Annotated in this window: 11 protein-coding genes; 2 read left to right on the top strand and 9 right to left on the bottom strand. The window is 71.2% G+C overall.

Going from position 1 to position 16,156, the window contains the following annotated elements; all coding sequences use genetic code 11:
* Positions 1 to 11: 11 nt before the first annotated feature.
* The 6 genes from ACZ4XD_RS04465 to ACZ4XD_RS04440 are packed head-to-tail and all read right to left on the bottom strand — an operon-like array spanning position 12 to position 9,722.
* On the bottom strand, positions 12 to 3,092 hold the full coding sequence (locus ACZ4XD_RS04465) for an alpha-mannosidase (protein WP_468038094.1): 3,081 nt from the start codon (positions 3,090 to 3,092) through the stop codon (positions 12 to 14).
* Between the two features lie 49 nt (positions 3,093 to 3,141).
* Positions 3,142 to 5,235: an endo-beta-N-acetylglucosaminidase gene (locus ACZ4XD_RS04460; RefSeq protein WP_468038092.1), complete on the bottom strand. Its 2,094-nt coding sequence runs from the start codon at positions 5,233 to 5,235 to the stop codon at positions 3,142 to 3,144.
* A complete protein-coding gene (locus ACZ4XD_RS04455; protein ID WP_468038090.1) occupies positions 5,232 to 6,521 on the bottom strand; it encodes a glycoside hydrolase 5 family protein in 1,290 nt (429 codons plus the stop codon). The genes ACZ4XD_RS04460 and ACZ4XD_RS04455 overlap by 4 nt, the downstream gene beginning before the upstream one ends.
* 49 nt (positions 6,522 to 6,570) lie before the next feature.
* Entirely contained in the window at positions 6,571 to 7,455 is an 885-nt protein-coding gene (locus ACZ4XD_RS04450; RefSeq protein ID WP_468038088.1) for a carbohydrate ABC transporter permease, read from the bottom strand.
* A complete protein-coding gene (locus tag ACZ4XD_RS04445) occupies positions 7,452 to 8,405 on the bottom strand; it encodes a carbohydrate ABC transporter permease (protein ID WP_468038086.1) in 954 nt (317 codons plus the stop codon). Before ACZ4XD_RS04445 ends, ACZ4XD_RS04450 begins: the two co-directional genes overlap by 4 nt.
* 27 nt (positions 8,406 to 8,432) lie before the next feature.
* The gene (locus tag ACZ4XD_RS04440; protein WP_468038084.1) at positions 8,433 to 9,722 is read right to left on the bottom strand and encodes an ABC transporter substrate-binding protein; all 1,290 of its coding nucleotides are present in this window, start codon (positions 9,720 to 9,722) and stop codon (positions 8,433 to 8,435) included.
* A 315-nt stretch (positions 9,723 to 10,037) separates the two neighbouring features.
* Here ACZ4XD_RS04440 and ACZ4XD_RS04435 point away from each other — a divergent pair, with 315 nt between their 5' ends.
* A complete protein-coding gene (locus ACZ4XD_RS04435; protein ID WP_468038082.1) occupies positions 10,038 to 11,150 on the top strand; it encodes a LacI family DNA-binding transcriptional regulator in 1,113 nt (370 codons plus the stop codon).
* A gap of 98 nt (positions 11,151 to 11,248) precedes the next feature.
* Positions 11,249 to 12,799, top strand: coding sequence for an SDR family oxidoreductase (locus tag ACZ4XD_RS04430; protein WP_468038080.1), 1,551 nt, complete (start codon positions 11,249 to 11,251; stop codon positions 12,797 to 12,799).
* Positions 12,800 to 12,912: 113 nt separating this feature from the next.
* Here the strand turns inward: ACZ4XD_RS04430 and ACZ4XD_RS04425 are convergent, their stop codons facing one another.
* The 3 genes from ACZ4XD_RS04425 to ACZ4XD_RS04415 form a co-directional block, all read right to left on the bottom strand.
* Positions 12,913 to 13,365 carry a hypothetical protein gene (locus ACZ4XD_RS04425; protein WP_042158109.1) on the bottom strand — a complete coding sequence of 151 codons (453 nt, stop codon included), beginning with the start codon at positions 13,363 to 13,365 and terminating at the stop codon, positions 12,913 to 12,915.
* 207 nt (positions 13,366 to 13,572) lie between these two features.
* Complete coding sequence (locus ACZ4XD_RS04420) at positions 13,573 to 14,439, bottom strand: lysozyme (protein ID WP_468038077.1); 867 nt, start codon at positions 14,437 to 14,439, stop codon at positions 13,573 to 13,575.
* Positions 14,440 to 14,826: 387 nt separating this feature from the next.
* The gene (locus ACZ4XD_RS04415) at positions 14,827 to 15,480 is read right to left on the bottom strand and encodes a transglycosylase SLT domain-containing protein (protein WP_078885925.1); all 654 of its coding nucleotides are present in this window, start codon (positions 15,478 to 15,480) and stop codon (positions 14,827 to 14,829) included.
* Positions 15,481 to 16,156: the final 676 nt, after the last annotated feature.

Genomic DNA, 16,156 nt, shown 5'->3' with positions numbered 1-16,156 from the left:
CCGTCCGGCCGCTACCGGCCGCCCGCCCGGGTCAGCCGCACGGTCACGATCTGGAACGGGCGCAGCCGCATCCGCAGGGTGCTGCCCTGCCGCTCGATCGCCGGCCCGTCGTCCGTGGGGCGTTCGAGCAGATCCGTGGTGACCGCGCCGGCCGGCTCGAAGGCGGTGGTGAGGGTGGTGACGGCTCGCCCACCGTGTGCCTCGTGGAGGCGGACGATCACATCGCCGCTCCTGTCGTCGGCGAGCTTGACCGCGGTGATCACGGTGGCGTCATTGTCGGCCGTGACCAGCGGCGTCACCGCCGCGGCGCCGGTGATCCGGCGCTCGGGCAGATTGATGCGATGGCCCTCGCGCACCGCGTCCCCGATGCCGGCGCCCGGTACGAGGGCATGGCGGAAGCGGTGGACGCCCTGGTCGGTCTCCGGGTCGGGGAACCTCGGGGCGCGCAGCAGGGAGACCCGGACGGTCGTGGTGGTGCCCCGGTCGCCGTCCTCCCGGACCGTACGGGTGACGTCATGACCGTAGGTGGCGTCATTGACCAGTGCGACGCCCCAGCCCGGCTCCTCCAGGTGCACGAACCGGTGAGCGCAGGCCTCGAACTTGGCGGCCTCCCAGCTGGTGTTGGTGTGCGTGGGCCGGTGGTGATGGCCGAACTGGGTCTCGGCCGCATAGCGCTCGGCGTGCAGGTCCAGCGGGAAGGCCGCCTTGAGGAACTTCTCGGTCTCGTGCCAGTCGACCTCGGTGCCGAGATCCAGCCGCCGCTGTCCGCGCGCCAGCGTCAGCGTCTGCACCACCCGCGAGGCACCGAAGGTCCGGGTGACACGCACCGTCGCCGCCTCCCCGGACACCGCGCCGAGCGCGACCTCGTCCGCGCCCGTCAGATCGGTGACGACATTGCGGTAGAAGGCGTCCACGTCCCAGGCGTCCCACATATTGGGGAAGTCCGGGTGGATCTGGAGCAGGTTCGCCGCCGCGCCGGGCGCCACCGTCTCGCGGCCGGCCACCCGGTCGTACACGGAGACCACCAGGCCGCGGCCGTCGATCGCGACCCGCAGCAGACCGTTGGTGAGGGTGAATCCGCCGTCGTCGCGGGGTACGGCGGAGACCTCGGGCCCCTCGTGCACCGCGGGCCCCACGGCTCCCGCCGCGACGCCGCCGCGGGCGTGCGGGGCGGAGTTCACCACCAGCTCCGCCCCGCCGGGGCCGGTCAGCGCGGTCAGTGCGGCGGCGATGAGGCCCTCCAGCTCGGTGGCGACCGCCGCATAGGCCGCGGCCGCCTCGCGGTGCACCCAGGCGATGGAGGAGCCGGGCAGGATGTCATGGAACTGATGGAGCAGCACGGTCTTCCAGAGACGGTCCAACTCCGCATAGGGGTACGGATGTTGCGTCAGTACGGCTGCCGTGGCCGACCAGAGTTCGGCCTCCCGGAGCAGCTGTTCGCTGCGCCGGTTGCCGCGCTTGGTCCTCGCCTGGCTGGTGAGCGTCCCGCGATGCAGCTCCAGATACAGCTCGCCCACCCACACCGGCGCCTGCGGGTACTCCGCCTCCGCCTTGGCGAAGAAGTCCGCGGGCCGCTCCCACTCGACCGTCGGTGAACCGTCCAGATCGCGCAGCCGTCGGGCCTTGGCGATCATCTCGCGGGTGGTGCCCCCGCCGCCGTCGCCCCAGCCGGTCGGCGCCAGCGAGTGCCTGGCCACCCCCTTGTCCTTGAAGTTCCGTGCCGCATGGGCGATTTCTCCGCCCGCCATCTGGCAGTTGTAGGTGTCCACCGGCGGGAAGTGGGTGAAGATCCGGGTGCCGTCGATGCCCTCCCAGCGGAAGGTGTGATGCGGAAAGGCATTGGTCCGGCTCCAGGAGATCTTCTGCGTCAGGAGCCATTTCGACCCCGCCGCCCTGATGATCTGCGGCAGCCCGGCGGCGAAACCGAAGGTGTCCGGCAGCCACGCCTCCTCGTTCTCCACGCCGAACTCCTCCAGGAAGAACCGCTTCCCGTGCACGAACTGCCGGGCCATCGCCTCCGACCCGGGCATATTGGTGTCCGACTCCACCCACATGCCGCCCGTCGGCACGAACCGCCCCTCCGCGACCGCCTTCTTGACCTTCGCGTAGACCTCGGGCCGGTGCTCCTTGAGCCAGGCGTACTGCTGCGCCTGCGACATGGCGAAGACGAACTCCGGCTCGTCCGCCAGCAGCGCCGTCATGTTCGACGTCGTCCGCGCCACCTTCCGCACCGTCTCGCGCAGCGGCCACAGCCACGCCGAATCGATATGCGCATGCCCCACCGCGCTGATCCGGTGCGCGGAGGCCCCGGCGGGCGCCGCCAGCACCTCCCGCAGTGCCGAACGGGCCGCCGTCGCCGTCCCGTTGACGTCCTGGAGATCCACCGCGTCCAGCGCCCGGCCCGCCGCCCGCAGCAGCTCCCAGCGCCGTGGGCTGTCCACCGCGAGCTCGGCCATCAGCTCACCGAGCACTTCGAGGTCCTGGATCAGCTCCCACACCTCGGTGTCGAACACCGCCAGATCCATCCGCGCCAGCCGGTACAGCGGCGCGCTGCCCGCCGTCTCCGGGTCGCCGAGCGGCGTCGGCCGGAACGGGTGGACATCGAGGATGACGGGGTTGGAAGCGGCCTCCAGATGCCATTCGACGCGCTCCCCGCCGTGCACCGGGGCGCCCACCCGCACCCACTGGTTGCGCGGGTTGAGCGCCTTGACCGGGCTGCCGTCCGGCAGATACACCAGCGCCTCGCACTGGAATCCCGGCATCCGCTCGTCGAAGCCCAGATCCAGCACCGCCTCCACGGTGCGGCCGGCCCACTCCCGCGGCACCTGACCGCAGACCTTGAACCAGGTCGTGGCCCAGGGCGCGCCCCAGGCGTCGCCCACCGCCACCGGCGTATGGGCGGCGGCCAGGCCCTCCGCCACCGGCACGGTCCGCGGCCCTCCCGATGCCGCTCCGGTGGGAGAGGCCCCCATGTCCGGTGCGACCCAGGCCGCGACCTCCAGGGGAACCGACGCCGGATACAGGGCGGGCCGGATGCGCTCGTCCAGGACGCGCTTGAGGCGGGCTTCGGTCAGGGCACGGTCGTCATGCATGGGAGAGCTCCGTAGCGTCGTGAGGTGGGGGCGGCAGGCTGACGGCCACTTACCAGGGGAGCTGGACCGTCGACGGCTTCGAGACGGTGAACAGTTCATGCACCGCGCGCACTTCGAGCCGGGCGGCCGGCTCGTCCCCCGCGCGCCGCAGGCCCGCGACGTAGTACGCCGTGCCGCAGGTGCCACCGAGGAACTCCCGCCGCCGGTCGGGGAGTTGACGATGCAGTACGTAGTGGCGTACCGGGCCCGTGGCGTGCCGCCAGCGCAGCCGTACCGCGGTCGCCCCCTCCGTGGCGGCGGTCCCGGTGATCGTCAGTCCGCTCGGCGCGGCGGGGGACGCGGTGCTGTCGCGGACCGCGAGCGCCCCCAGCCGCCAGGCCACCGCCGCGCCACCCCGGCCGGTCAGCCGCACCCCCAGGGCATGCAGGGTGCCGGTGCCGAGGGCACCCAGGCGCACGGAGAGGGTGCGCCAGCCGTCGCCCGGCTCCAGGGTCCCGCCCGCCAGATGGACGTACGGCGCGGGCTCGCCCGGCGCCGGGGCATCCCGCGGGGCGACCGCCACCTCGACGGTCACCGGCCCCGACGACGGGTCGAGGCGATGGGTGAGGTCGAGGACGGTGGCGCCACCGGCCGGCAACCGGGCGGGGAACAGGTCCAGGGTGGCCGGCCGGTCGAGGGCGCCCCGCACCAGCAGACTGCTGCCACCGCGCCAGGCGTCGGCGAAGTCGAAGGACACCTCCGGGCGCCGGCCCTCGGTGCGTATGGCCCAGCGTCTCGGGGGCAGCCGGTCCTGTAGCCCGAGGTGGTTCCAGGGGGTGTCGGAGGTGGCCGTACCGTCCTCGTACCAGCGCAGGCCGTGCCCCGTGTTGAAGGTGGTGGCGAAGGGCAGCGCGGTGAGCGTCGAACGGTCGGCGACGGCCAAGGCCGGTGCCCGCCAGCCGTCGCCCGTGCCGCCCGGCCCGGCCGGATCCAGCCCCTCGCCGCACCAGAACCGGTCGTCCGCGGCATGGAACCGGCCGGGCGTACGCCCCGCGGGCAGATGGCGCAGCGTCCACTCGGGACGGTAGAAGCCGTACGAGACGACATGGTCCCGCCCGGTGGGGAGGATCGCCTCCCAGTCCGTGCCGCTGTCCCAGCCCGCCGATTCGACATCGACCCCGGCCCACAACTCATAGCGGCTGCGGCCGAGTTCCTCCGCCAGCCGCCCCGAGTCCGCCAGCCGCCCGGCGGTCCACCGGAAGTCCAGGAACATCGAGTCGGCGACCGGCCCGGCACCGTCCTGGAAGAACGGCCGGTTCAGCTCGTCGAGCGCGCCCTGCCAGCCGACCTGCCCGGTCCGGTTCATCGCGTCGTACCAGGTGATCCGCAGACCGTGCCGGGCGCCCGCGGTACGCAGGGCCCGCAGGAACGCCTGCGTCTCGGCGGCCAGCGCGGCGTCGCCGCCACCGGTCTCCGCGTTGAGGAACCAGCCGTCGAAGCCGTACACCCGCGCGACCTGCACCAGCTTCGCGGCCAGCGGGAAGCGCCCCGCCGCGTCCCGCCGCACCAGATCGCGGGTCCAGCGCAGCTGCCCGCCGTAGGCGACCGGCGGGAGGAAGACCGTGCCCAGTACGGGGACACCGTTGCGGTGGGCGGCATCGACGACCGGGGCGTTCGGCGCCAGGATCAGGCCCTCGCCGGACGAGCCGCCCCAGAAGACCAGCTCATCAAGGTAGGCCCAGTGGGTCGGCGCGTAGTAGTCGGCGGTCGCCGAGCCCTGCGAGGGATTGCCGGCGGTGTGGTCGAAGGCCGCCAGCGCACTGATCCGGGCCTGCCCGGCGCGGGCGGTGGTGTGCGCCGGGACCGGCGTGAACCGCTCGGCCAGCGGCACCGTCGCGGTGTTGAACGGCAGATCACGGTCGGCCCCGGGCGTCCAGGCCGCCAGGCTCCGCCAGGTGATGCCGTCGCCCGGGGTGCCCGACGGCAGCGAGTCGGGGAACCAGTACGAGGCGTAGGGCTGCAAGGAGTCCGCGGCGCCGGCCCCGGGCGGTCCGGCGGCTGCCGCCGCACCGCCCCCGGGGGACGGCCCGAGCAGGGCGGCCGCGGTGCCCGCGCCGGCCAGCAGCACCCGGCGGCGGGAGACGGGGGACGGGTGCCGGTTCATGAGGTGCTCCTCCGGTGGGGGACGTCCGGTGACGAGCGGCGCCGGATCCGTCCGACGTCCTCGGGTGTGCAGACCTCGGTGATGCCACGTGACGTCATATGTGCGGTGTCCGTGGCGAGTTCGGACAGTACGAGGGCGGGCCGGGCCCCCTGGGCGGTGAGCTCGGCCCAGGCCTCGAAGACCGGGCCGCCGGGGGCGCACACCGAGCGGCGGGGCGCGGCCTCGGCCCCGCCGGCATCGACGGTCAGCGCGGTGCTACGGACCGGCGGCCGGTGTGCGCGGCCGCGCTGCTCCGCGATCAGCGCCGCGAGGGCCCGCCCGGCCGGCTTGAGCGTACGGTCGCTGCCGAGCAGCCCCAGCCCGTACTCCAGCTCGGGGAAGTCCGCGAGCGACCGCGGCACATCGTGCGAACACCACCAGGTGACGCCCCAGACGTCCGGGCAGTCCAGCGCGGCGGTGACGGTGGCCTCGGTGAACCGCGCCGCGCCCGCCGCCGGGATGTGCGGGGCCGGCGCGCCGACCTCCTGGAGCCACACCGGGCGGTGCGGGTCCGTCGCCCACGCCTTGGACAACTCGATCAGATAGGCGGCGTGCTGTTCGGTGGCGGTACCCGTCGGACCGTGCCGCTGCGCGGTGCCGTTGAAGACCCAGGAGTGCACGGCCGTGACGGCGCCCAGCCGGGCGGCGTGCGCCGGGGTGAAGGGATGCCCGTCCCGGTACCAGGCCGCGTCATAGGCGGCGTGCAGATGCGTCCGGCCCGGCGCGCCCCGCTCGCACGCGGCCAGCATCCGTATCAGCCAGGCCCCCGCCTGCTCGTCGGTGATCCGGTCGGGGTCCGGGTGCGGCCGGTCCGAGAACTGGTTGATCTCGTTGCCGAGCGTCATGCCGAGGAAGTGCGGCCGGTCGGCGAGCGCGGCCGCCAGCGTCCGCAGATACTCCTCCTGGCCGGACAGCACCTCGGGGTCGGTGAAGAGGTTGCGGCGGTGCCAGGTCCGGGTCCAGGCGGGCAGGAAGTCGAAGCTCGACAGATGGCCCTGCAACCCGTCGACATTGACGTGCAGCCCGCGTTCGCCCGCGGCGTCCACGAGCTGCACCAGCTGTTCCACGGCGCGCGGCCGGATCAGCGTGCGGTTGGGCTGGAACAGCGGCCAGAGCGGGAAGACCCGGATGTGGTCCAGGCCCAGGCCGGCGAGGGAGTCGAGGTCGGCGCGTACGGAATCCAGGTCGAAGTCCAGCCAGTGGTGGAACCAGCCCTGGGTGGGCGTGTAGTTGACACCGAAGCGCATGGGGCTCCTGTGGGTATGGGGGTGGGGACGCACCGGCGGGGCGGGCAGGTCAGCCCTTGACGGCGCCCTCGCCGACGCCGCGGAAGAAGAAGCGCTGGAGACACGCGAACAGCACGAGCAGCGGGAGCACGGCGATGACGGAGCCGGCCGCGACCAGCCGCTGATTGTCCGCGAAGGTGCCGTGCAGAAAGTTCAGCCCGATGGTCAGGGTGAACTTCGACTGGTCGCTCAGCACGATCAGCGGCCACAGGAAGTCGTCCCAGGCCCCCATGAAGGCGAAGATCGCGACCACCGCGAGGGTGCCCTTGACCGACGGCAGCGCGATCCGTACGAACCGCTGCCAGGCGTTGACGCCGTCGACATACGCGGCCTCCTCCACCTCGTACGGCAGCGCCGCGAAGGCATTGCGCATCAGCAGCACATTCATCGCGCCGACGCAGCCGGGCAGCACCACCCCGAGCAGGGTGTTGTTCAGCTGGAGCGCCCGCATCGTCACGAACTGGGCGATCAGGATGCTCTCGACCGGCACCAGCATCGCCATGATGAACACCACCAGCGCGCTCCGACGGCCCGGGAAGCGCAGTCGGGCCAGCGCATAGCCCGCGAGCGCCGCGCCCGCGCAGTTGGTGAGCACATTGGTGACCGCCACCTTGACGGAGTTCAGCGCGAAGTCCCAGACGGGGACGGTCTCGGCGACGCCGGCGTAGTTGTCCAGGGTGACCTGGTGCGGCAGCAGGCTCGGGGGAGAGCGGTAGAGGTCCTCGCCGGGGCCCTTGAGGGAGGTGGACAGCTGCCACAGGAACGGCCCGATGGTCAGCGCCAGTACGGCGAGCAGCAGCAGATAGCGGAGCAGCAGCCGCCACCGCGGCATCCGGCGCCCGGCGCGCGCCCACCCGGCCCGGCACTCCGGCTCCCGCTCAACGGTGGCGCTCATGCGTCCTCCTTGCGGTGGGCCCGCAGCACCAGCAGCATCAGCCCGAGCGTGAGGACGAAGACCACGACGGACAGCGCCGAGGCATAGCCGACCCGGCCGCTGAGGCCGGTGCCGACCTGCTGGACGAGCATCACCAGTGTGGTGTCGTCACCGCCGGGGCCGCCGGTCGGACCGGCCATCAGATAGACCTCGGAGAACACCTTGAACGCCGCGACCGAGGACAGCGCCGCCACCAGCACCATCGTGGAGCGCACCGCGGGGACGGTGACGGTCAGGAAGCGGCGCACCGCCCCCGCGCCGTCCACCGCGCAGGCCTCGTGCAGCTCCCGGGGGACGTTGGCCAGCGCCGCCAGATAAATGATCATGTAGTAGCCGAGGCCCTTCCAGACCGTGACCGCCATCGCGCTGAGCAGCAGCAGCCAGGGATCGCTGAGAAAGCCGACCCGGCCGAAGCCCAGGCCCTCCAGCAGCGCGTTGATCAGCCCCCGGTCGTCCAGCAGCCATACCCAGATCAGCCCGACCACCACGACGGAGGCGACCACCGGGGTGTAGAACGCGGCCCGGAAGAAGGCCATCCCGGGAAGGTGCCGCTGCACCAGCATCGCCAGCAGCAACGGCAGCATGACCAGGAGCGGTACCACCCCGAGGACATAAAGCAGGCTGTTGCGCAGCCCGGTCCAGAACATCGCGTCATGGATCAGCTCCTGGTAATTGGCCCCGCCGACGAATTGCCCCGCGGTGAGGGTGCGCGCATCGGTGAAGGAATGGGCCACCGTGCTCAGGAACGGATACAGGCTGAATGCGGCCACGATCAGCAGCCCGGGAGCCAGAAAAAGCCAGGGGCTGGACGGCAGTTGGGTACGGGTGCCTCCGGCGCGCCGCCGTGACGGGGCCGGCGGGGGAGCGGGGGCCGGTGCCCCGGCCGTCGCGCCCCGGGGGCGCGCGGTCATTCCGGTCTTCACCGAAATACCCCCGGCTCAGGCGGTCTTGAGCAGGCGATTGCACTCGGCCACCGCGCCGTCCAGTGCCGCCTGTGGGGACTGCTTTCCCTGTACGGCCTTGGCGACCGCATTGCGCAGCACGGTCTTCATCTGGTCACTGAGCAGTACCGGGGTGTAATTCACCGCGGTCTTCAGCGACTTGGCCGCGGCCACCCGCACCCGGGTCGCATCGGTGCCGTCCTCCTTGGTGAAGTACGGATCGTCCAGCGAGCCTTTGGTGCTGGGGAAGACCGTGACCTCCTTGGCGAAGGCCATCTGGTTCTTCCTGTCGGTGACGAAGTGCGCGAACGCGACCGCCGCCGGCTTGACCTTGCTCCGCGCATGCACCATCAGGCCCTGGACGTACATATTGGCCTTACCGGTGTTGTTGACCGCGTCGGTGATGCCGATGTGCCGGTAGAGGCCCGGCGCCTCCTTCTTGAAGTTCTCCAGGTCGTGCGCACTGCCCGGATTCATCGCCACCGACTGCTGCTGGAACTTCCGGCCCGCGGACTCGGCCTGCGCGGTCAGCGCCTGGGAGTCCAGGGCCCCGGCGGCATACAGCTTCTTGTAGTGCTCCAGCAGCTCGACGCCCGTCGGCTCGTTGAAGGTGAACTTCGTGCCCCGGGCGTTCATCAGCCGCACGCCATAGCGCCCGAAGTCCTCGATCGAGGGCGTGCCGGCGAGCATCGCTATCTTCCGGTCGCTCTGCCGCGCCATCGTCAGGGCGTCCCTGAAGAGCTGGTCGTACGACGTCGGCGGCCGCTCCGGATCGAGCCCGGCCTTGCTGAACAGCTCCTTGTTGTAGAACATCGGGCCGGTGTTCAGATACCAGGGGAAGGCATAGACGCCCGTCATCCCCGGCATCTTATGGCTCGCCCAGGCGCCGTCGAGATACTCCTTACGGTATTTCCCGGCGGTCTTTTCCAGATCGAGTGCGAGCCCGGCCTTGGCCAGCGGATAGGCGAGATCCGGCGACACATTGACGACATCGGGCAGCGTGCCGCCGGCCGCGTCCGCGCTCAATTTCTCCGGATATCCCTCGGCCGGCTGGTCGACCCAGGTGACCTTGGCATCGGGATACTTTTCCTCGAAGTCCGCGATCACGCCTTCGAAATATTTCTTGAAATTGGCCTTGAGGTTCCAGGTCTGGAAGGTGACCCGGCCCTCGACCTTCCCCGAGGCACTGTCCGGTCCGCCGGCCCCCGTGGAGCCGCATGCGGTCAGGGCGAGCGCCGAGGTGACCAGGGCCGCGGTGGTGGCGGCTGCTCGACGGAGTGGACGCATGGCTGGCGCTCCTTTGCTCGGACCGGACACCAGGAGAATTGTCACGAGCGGCCGGGAATTCCCATTGTTTTATGGCAGCCAGAAACGACGTGGCGACCTCTTCGGCCGTTGAGCAGGTGATTGCGCGAGTCCTCGGGCGACGATGCGGGTGACGCTACTAATGCGTTTTAGTAGGTGTCAACACCCCGACGGTCAACTTCCCTTACGGTGCGACGGACCGACCTGATTCCGGACACCCCGGCGACGTTTGACAGGCCACTCGGCGCTGATCAAACTGTGCGCACTAATGCGGTTCAGTACGAGGGAGAGCCCGCCATGACAGCGCCCGGTGAGGCGGCCCGGCGGAAACCGGCCCGCCGCCCGACGATCAAGGACATCGCCCGCCGGGCCGGGGTCTCGGAGAGCGCCGTCTCGTTCGCGCTCAACGACCGGCCGGGTGTCTCCCAGGACACCCGCGCCCGGGTACGCCGGGTCGCGGAGGAACTCGGCTGGCAGGCCAACAGCGCCGCCCGCGCCCTGTCCGGCGAACGCGCCGGCGCCCTGGGACTGGTGTTCGCCCGGCCCGCCCGGACCCTGGGTGTGGAGTCCTTCTTCCTCCAACTTGTCTCCGGCATCCAGGAAGTGCTCTCCGCGCGGCAGATCGCGCTCCTCTTCCAGGTCGTCGAGGACCTCGACACCGAGTGCGCGCTCTACCGCCGCTGGTGGGCCGAACGGCGGGTGGACGGCGTCCTCGTGGTGGACCCGCGCACCGAGGACCCCCGCCCGGAACTGCTCACCGCACTCGGCCTGCCCGCCGTCGTCGTCGGTGGCCCCGCCACACCCGGGCCGGGCCCCTCGGAACCGGCCGCCGCACCCGCCGCCGACCCGGCCCACCCGCTGCTCTCCACCGTCTGGGCCGACGACGCCAAGGCCATGGCACGGATCCTGGACCACCTCCACGGCCTCGGCCACCGCCGGATCGTGCATATCGCCGGACTGCCCGGCCTCGCCCACACCGCACGCCGGATCCACTCGCTGCGTACGGAAGCGGACCGGCGGGGCCTCGACCACCGCCAGGTCCACTCGGTGACCACCGACTACTCCGACGCCGAGGGAGCCGAGGCCACCCGCCGTCTCCTCGACGCCGAGCGGCCGCCGACGGCGATCGTCTACGACAACGATGTGATGGCCGTGGCCGGCGCCTCGGTGGCCGCCGAGCGCGGTATCCCCGTACCGGGCGCGCTGTCGATCGTGGCCTGGGACGACTCGGCGCTGTGCCGGGTCACCCACCCCCGGCTCACCGCACTCGTCCGCGACACCCCCGGCTTCGGCAGGCTCGCCGCCCAGGAACTCCTCGCGGTCCTCGACGGCGGCCCGCTGCGCACCGTCCAGGGCGAACTGCCGCACCTGGAGGCCCGGGAGAGCACCGCGTCGCCTCCGCCCCGCTGACCCCCTGACCCGCGCCGTGATGCCTGGCAGCGGAACCGGTGACAGACTTGGCGGGCAGGCTGATCATGCTGCTAACGAGCCCGGAGGAGGCCGCGCGGATGGCCGGCACAGGCGGCAGGCGGCGCGCCACGTCGCCCCCGTGCGCCCTGGTCACCGGCGCCACCGGCTATATCGGCGGCCGTCTGATCCCCGAGCTGCTGGCCGCCGGATACGCCGTACGGGCACTGGCCAGGACACCGGAGAAGCTGCGCGATCACCCCTGGGCCGGGCGGACGGAGGTGCTGCGCGGCGACGTCACCGACGAGGACTCGGTCCGTACCGCGATGGCCGGTGTCGAGGTCGCGTACTACCTGGTGCACGCCCTGGGCAGCGGGGGCCGGTTCGAGGACACCGACCGCCGGGCCGCGCAGATCTTCGCCCGGCAGGCCCGCGCCGCCGGAGTCCGCCGGATCGTCTACCTCGGCGGCCTCACCCCCGAGGGGATCCCGGAGCGGGAGCTGTCGCCCCACCTGCGCTCCCGTGCCGAGGTCGCGGACATCCTGCTGGCGTCCGGCGTCCCCACCGCCGTGCTGCGCGCCGCCGTCATCATCGGCTCCGGCTCGGCCTCGTTCGAGATGCTGCGCTACCTCACGGAGCGGCTGCCGGTCATGGTCACCCCCAGCTGGGTGCGCACCCGCATCCAGCCGGTCGCCGTCCGCGATGTACTGCGCTATCTGGTGGGCTGCGCCCGCCTCCCCGACGACGTCAGCCGGGCCTTCGACATCGGCGGACCCGACATCCTCACCTACCGCGACATGATGCAGCGCTACGCACGGGTCGCCGCACTGCCGGAACGGCTGATCCTCCCCGTGCCCATGCTCACCCCGCGCCTCTCCAGCCTCTGGATCGGCCTGGTCACCCCCGTGCCGCCCGGCCTGGCCCGCCCGCTCGCCGAATCCCTGCGCTACGAGGTCGTCTGCCACGAGCACGACATCGCCCGCTACGTCCCCGACCCGGACCCGCCGGGGCACCCCATCGCCTTCGACGACGCACTGGAACTCGCGCTGCGCCGGGTACGGGACGCCGAGGTCGCCACCCGCTGGTCCAACGCGGCGGTGCCCGGAGCGCCGAGCGACCCGCTGCCGACCGACCCCGACTGGGCCGGCGGCAGCCTCTACACCGACCGGCGGGAGCGGGCCGTGGACGCGCCGCCCGAGGCGCTGTGGCGGGTGGTCGAAGGCATCGGCGGCGACAACGGCTGGTACTCCCTTCCGTTCGCCTGGGCGGTGCGCGGCTGGCTGGACCGGCTGGTCGGCGGGGTGGGGCTGCGCCGCGGCCGACGGGACGCCGGCCGGCTGCGCGTCGGCGACTCGCTCGACTTCTGGCGCGTCGAGGAGGTCGAGCCGGGCCGGCTGCTGCGGCTGCGCGCCGAGATGCGGCTCCCCGGCCTGGCCTGGCTGGAACTGACGGTCGGCCGCGACGCCGAGGGCCGTACGCTCTACGGCCAGCGGGCCCTGTTCCACCCGCACGGACTGACCGGCCACGCCTACTGGTGGTCCGTCTCCCCCTTCCACGCCGCGGTGTTCGGCGGTATGGCCCGCAACATCGCGGCCGCCGCGGCGGCCGAGCACCGGAGCCGCCCGGAGCGATCGGACCGCGCCCAACCCTGAGTGCCGTCAAGTGGCCGCACAGTCAAGTGAGTTGAGGACGGCGACCCGCCCCGCGATACGCCGAAGGCGGGTTCCCGGGCGGACGCTGCCCCGGGAACCCGCCGTCGTGGGGATCAGTGGTGTGTCACCACACCGGGCGCCATCCGGCCGCAGTTGGAGCCGGAGACGCTGACGCTGACCGACTCGATCGCGCCGCCCCAGTCCACACAGATGCCCTTTCCGGGCAGATAGACGGGACCGGCGTACGAGGTGTACTGGCCGCTGTCGTAAACCCAGTCGGAACTGCCGTCGGTGGCCGTGAGATAGGTGTACATGTACACCCGCTTACCGGGACTGTTCCGCACGGTCACGACACAGTTCTTTCCGGTCCTGGCGCTGTACGTCAGGTACACGGTCCCCTTTCCGGTGACCGGTACGGAATTCACTACGCTGTAGCCGCTTCCGCAGGCTCCGTTGTACGCGGCGGCGGCCGTCGGTGCGGCGGACGCGGTGGTGGCTGTCGCCATCGTGGCGATACCGGCCACGGCCAGTGCCGCGGCTCCTGCGATGGCACGAGAACGCTTCATGGAAAACCCCCCGTTGGGTGAAGTGCGTCGCGTGGTCGTTTCACCGTGTTGGACAGCGTTCGGCCGTGGATGGTTGTATCGCGGCGGGAATTCGCGGTGCTCCCGCAGCAGTTGTCCAAAAACGGTGCCCGGCCGTCGCCGCGCACCGGAAAAGGCCGGTCCCCGGCGCCGCAGTGGCGCGCCGGGGACCGGCCGTAACGTGTGGGGTCAGTTGCCGTCCGCGAGGACCTTGAGGCGGGTGTACGAGCCGTTGAAGCGGTTCCGGTCGCCGACCACATGGCCCGAGGAGGTGTGCTGCCAGATGCTGTGGAAGTGCCAGCCGGCCGGCAGCGCGCCGACGGACGAGCCGTACCGCGGGATCCACAGCGGGTTCGTCCGGCCGAACTTCCCGGAATTGCCGGTGCACTTCTTCCACCAGTTGGTGGAGGTGTAAATGACCGCGTGGCGGCCGGTCTCCTCCCGGTAGGTCCGCACGAAGTCGCGGATCCAGCTGACCATCGCCCGGTGGCTCTTGCCGTAGCAGGTCGCGCCGTAGGGGTTGTACTCCATGTCGAGCGCGCCGGGCAGCGTCCTGCCGTCCCGGGACCAATCGCCGCCGTGGTCGGCGAAGTACCGCGCCTGGGAGCCCCCGCTGGAGTGGTCGGGCAGGGCGAAGTGGTAGGCGCCGTGGATCATGCCGGAGTTGTACGAGCCCCTGTACTGCTGCGTGAAGTACGGGTTCGTGTAGCTGGTCCCCTCGGTGGCCTTGACGTACGCGAAACGCACGCCGGACCTGCGCAGCGAGTGCCAACCGACCTTTTTGTTGTGGCTGGAGACGTCGACGCCGGACACGCCTCTTCTGGACGAGGCCCGCGCCCCGGAACCGCCGGCCACCGCCCGGTCGCCGCCCTCGTGGGCCATGATCGTGGACCCCATCCAGTCCTGCTCGGGGTGGGCGGGTCTCTTCTCGGCATCCGACGCCGTGGCGGAGCCGGGCAGCGCGAGGGGCAGAGCGAGCACGGAGAGAAGAGAAACGAGAGTTCCGGCCGCAAGAGGGACTGTACGGCGGGCCGGACCGGATCTGCGCAAGGGCATCGCATGCCTCCGAAGGCCTTCGGTTGAGTCAGGTTCGGCAGCTTTTGAGCAGAATCCTGCCGATAAGTGACATATACGCAGAACCGCCTGACTCTATGACCCAATGGCCCGTCAGTCCGCCGACCGGCTCTGCATCTCACTCGTCCGGCGGGCGGAAACGGTCACCCACGCCCCCGATGCGGGCCTCCGGGTCGCACGACAGAGCGAAGCGGGCCCCGGCACCAGCCAGGACCCGCTCCACCGCGCAGCGGCGAACGCGCCATTCCGCCGCTTCGCAAGCTGCTCTATGCCGAGCCTGCCGGCTCGCTTGTGTGGTCCGTCATGTCCCTCGCCTCATCTGGCTCGGCCGGCCTGGGGTGCCGGTGACGGCTCTTCCGCTCGGTCGGCTCAGTAGGCCGAGTCGACGTTGTCGATCGAGCCGTACCGGTCGGCGGCGTAGTTGGCCGCTGCGGTGATGTTGGCGATCGGGTCGGTGAGCTTATGGGGGGTGCCGGCGACGTGGTAGGCGTCGAAGGTGGGCTGGATCACCTGGAGGAGGCCCTTGGAGGGCACGCCGTTGATGGCGTTGATGTCCCAGTCGTTGACGGCGTTGGGGTCACCGGCGGACTCCCGCATGATGTTGCGGTGCAGTCCCTCGTAGGAGCCGGGGATGCCCTTGGCCTTCATGATGTCCAGGGACTCACGGATCCAGCCGTCAAGGTTGTTCGGGTACTCCTTGACGTCCTTGCGCTCGGCGGAGCGGTTGGCGGCCTGCTGGGCGCTGTGCTGCTTCTCGACGGCGGTGACCTTCACGTGGTCGGCGACCGAGGCGGTCACCGGACGGCTGGTCTTGGCGTCGTCCGCCTTTGCCGGCTGACCCTTCGCGCTGACGGGCTTGACCGCGGCGGGGGCGTGCTCAGAAGCGGCCTGAGCGGTGTCCGGGGCGGAGGTGAGGGCCAGGCCCGAGGTGGCACCCGCGGCGGCCAGGACGGCCACGGCGACCTTGTGGGTACGGGTGATGCGGGTGATACGGGCAGCGCGGGGCAGGGTGAAGCTGGGCATGCAGAGTGACCTCTTCCAGGTACTGGGGACGGGGAGGCGGCCTTTTTTGGCGGCGCGTAACGAACCGGAGGTCTTTGTTGCGTCCGCCTTGGGGCGTGACCCGCAAACTCGCTCTCGGTGCGTCGGAATCCATGGTTAACGCCGGTCCCGAATCGAGGCAATGGTGCTCTGTACTACTCATCTTCGTGAGATAAACCCGTATCCCGGAAGTGGTAAGCGTTTCCGGCGGCGTTGGCCCGGAATGGGCGCACGAGTATCAACTAGGCAGGGTCGTAAGTGACATACATCGCGTGCCTCGGGTCACCCGATAACACCCTCAAAGGCCGCTCGTACCCCGCCCATAAGTTGCCTGGTTCACACCGGATTTAGCGTCATCCGGCACCGGTTCGGGCACCGCTGGCAGCGAATTCAGCCGGATGCGGGGACGGCGGGGCGGGCCGGTAATCCGTAAATGTGGCGCAGGGCACTGTGGCGGCGCCCAAAAGGGCGGCAATTGTGCCCCGATTCACGATCGGCCACGGCCGGATTTCGCTGCGGTGCGGAGCAGGAGAAGGCCGGGTGGGCTCGGCCGTTGGTGAGAGCTCCGCTACGGCAATACGGCGGTGCCGCTGGTCCGTTCGCAGCAGCGCCCGGAGCTGTCGCATGACTCCGGGCCCGCCGCCCCGGAAGGTGGCAG

The sequence above is a fragment of the Streptomyces sp. NPDC029466 genome (assembly GCF_055574515.1).
Note: the sequence above shows the minus strand (reverse complement) of the source record. Positions and strands in the feature narration are given on the sequence as shown.

Excerpts from the sequence above, each read along its gene's own strand:
- ACZ4XD_RS04465 (WP_468038094.1), bottom strand. The coding sequence starts at position 3,092 with ATGCATGACGACCGTGCCCTGACCGAAGCCCGCCTCAAGCGCGTCCTG.
- ACZ4XD_RS04460 (WP_468038092.1), bottom strand. The coding sequence starts at position 5,235 with ATGAACCGGCACCCGTCCCCCGTCTCCCGCCGCCGGGTGCTGCTGGCC.
- ACZ4XD_RS04455 (WP_468038090.1), bottom strand. The coding sequence starts at position 6,521 with ATGCGCTTCGGTGTCAACTACACGCCCACCCAGGGCTGGTTCCACCAC.
- ACZ4XD_RS04450 (WP_468038088.1), bottom strand. The coding sequence starts at position 7,455 with ATGAGCGCCACCGTTGAGCGGGAGCCGGAGTGCCGGGCCGGGTGGGCG.
- ACZ4XD_RS04445 (WP_468038086.1), bottom strand. The coding sequence starts at position 8,405 with ATGACCGCGCGCCCCCGGGGCGCGACGGCCGGGGCACCGGCCCCCGCT.
- ACZ4XD_RS04440 (WP_468038084.1), bottom strand. The coding sequence starts at position 9,722 with ATGCGTCCACTCCGTCGAGCAGCCGCCACCACCGCGGCCCTGGTCACC.
- ACZ4XD_RS04435 (WP_468038082.1), top strand. The coding sequence starts at position 10,038 with ATGACAGCGCCCGGTGAGGCGGCCCGGCGGAAACCGGCCCGCCGCCCG.
- ACZ4XD_RS04430 (WP_468038080.1), top strand. The coding sequence starts at position 11,249 with ATGGCCGGCACAGGCGGCAGGCGGCGCGCCACGTCGCCCCCGTGCGCC.
- ACZ4XD_RS04425 (WP_042158109.1), bottom strand. The coding sequence starts at position 13,365 with ATGAAGCGTTCTCGTGCCATCGCAGGAGCCGCGGCACTGGCCGTGGCC.
- ACZ4XD_RS04420 (WP_468038077.1), bottom strand. The coding sequence starts at position 14,439 with ATGCCCTTGCGCAGATCCGGTCCGGCCCGCCGTACAGTCCCTCTTGCG.
- ACZ4XD_RS04415 (WP_078885925.1), bottom strand. The coding sequence starts at position 15,480 with ATGCCCAGCTTCACCCTGCCCCGCGCTGCCCGTATCACCCGCATCACC.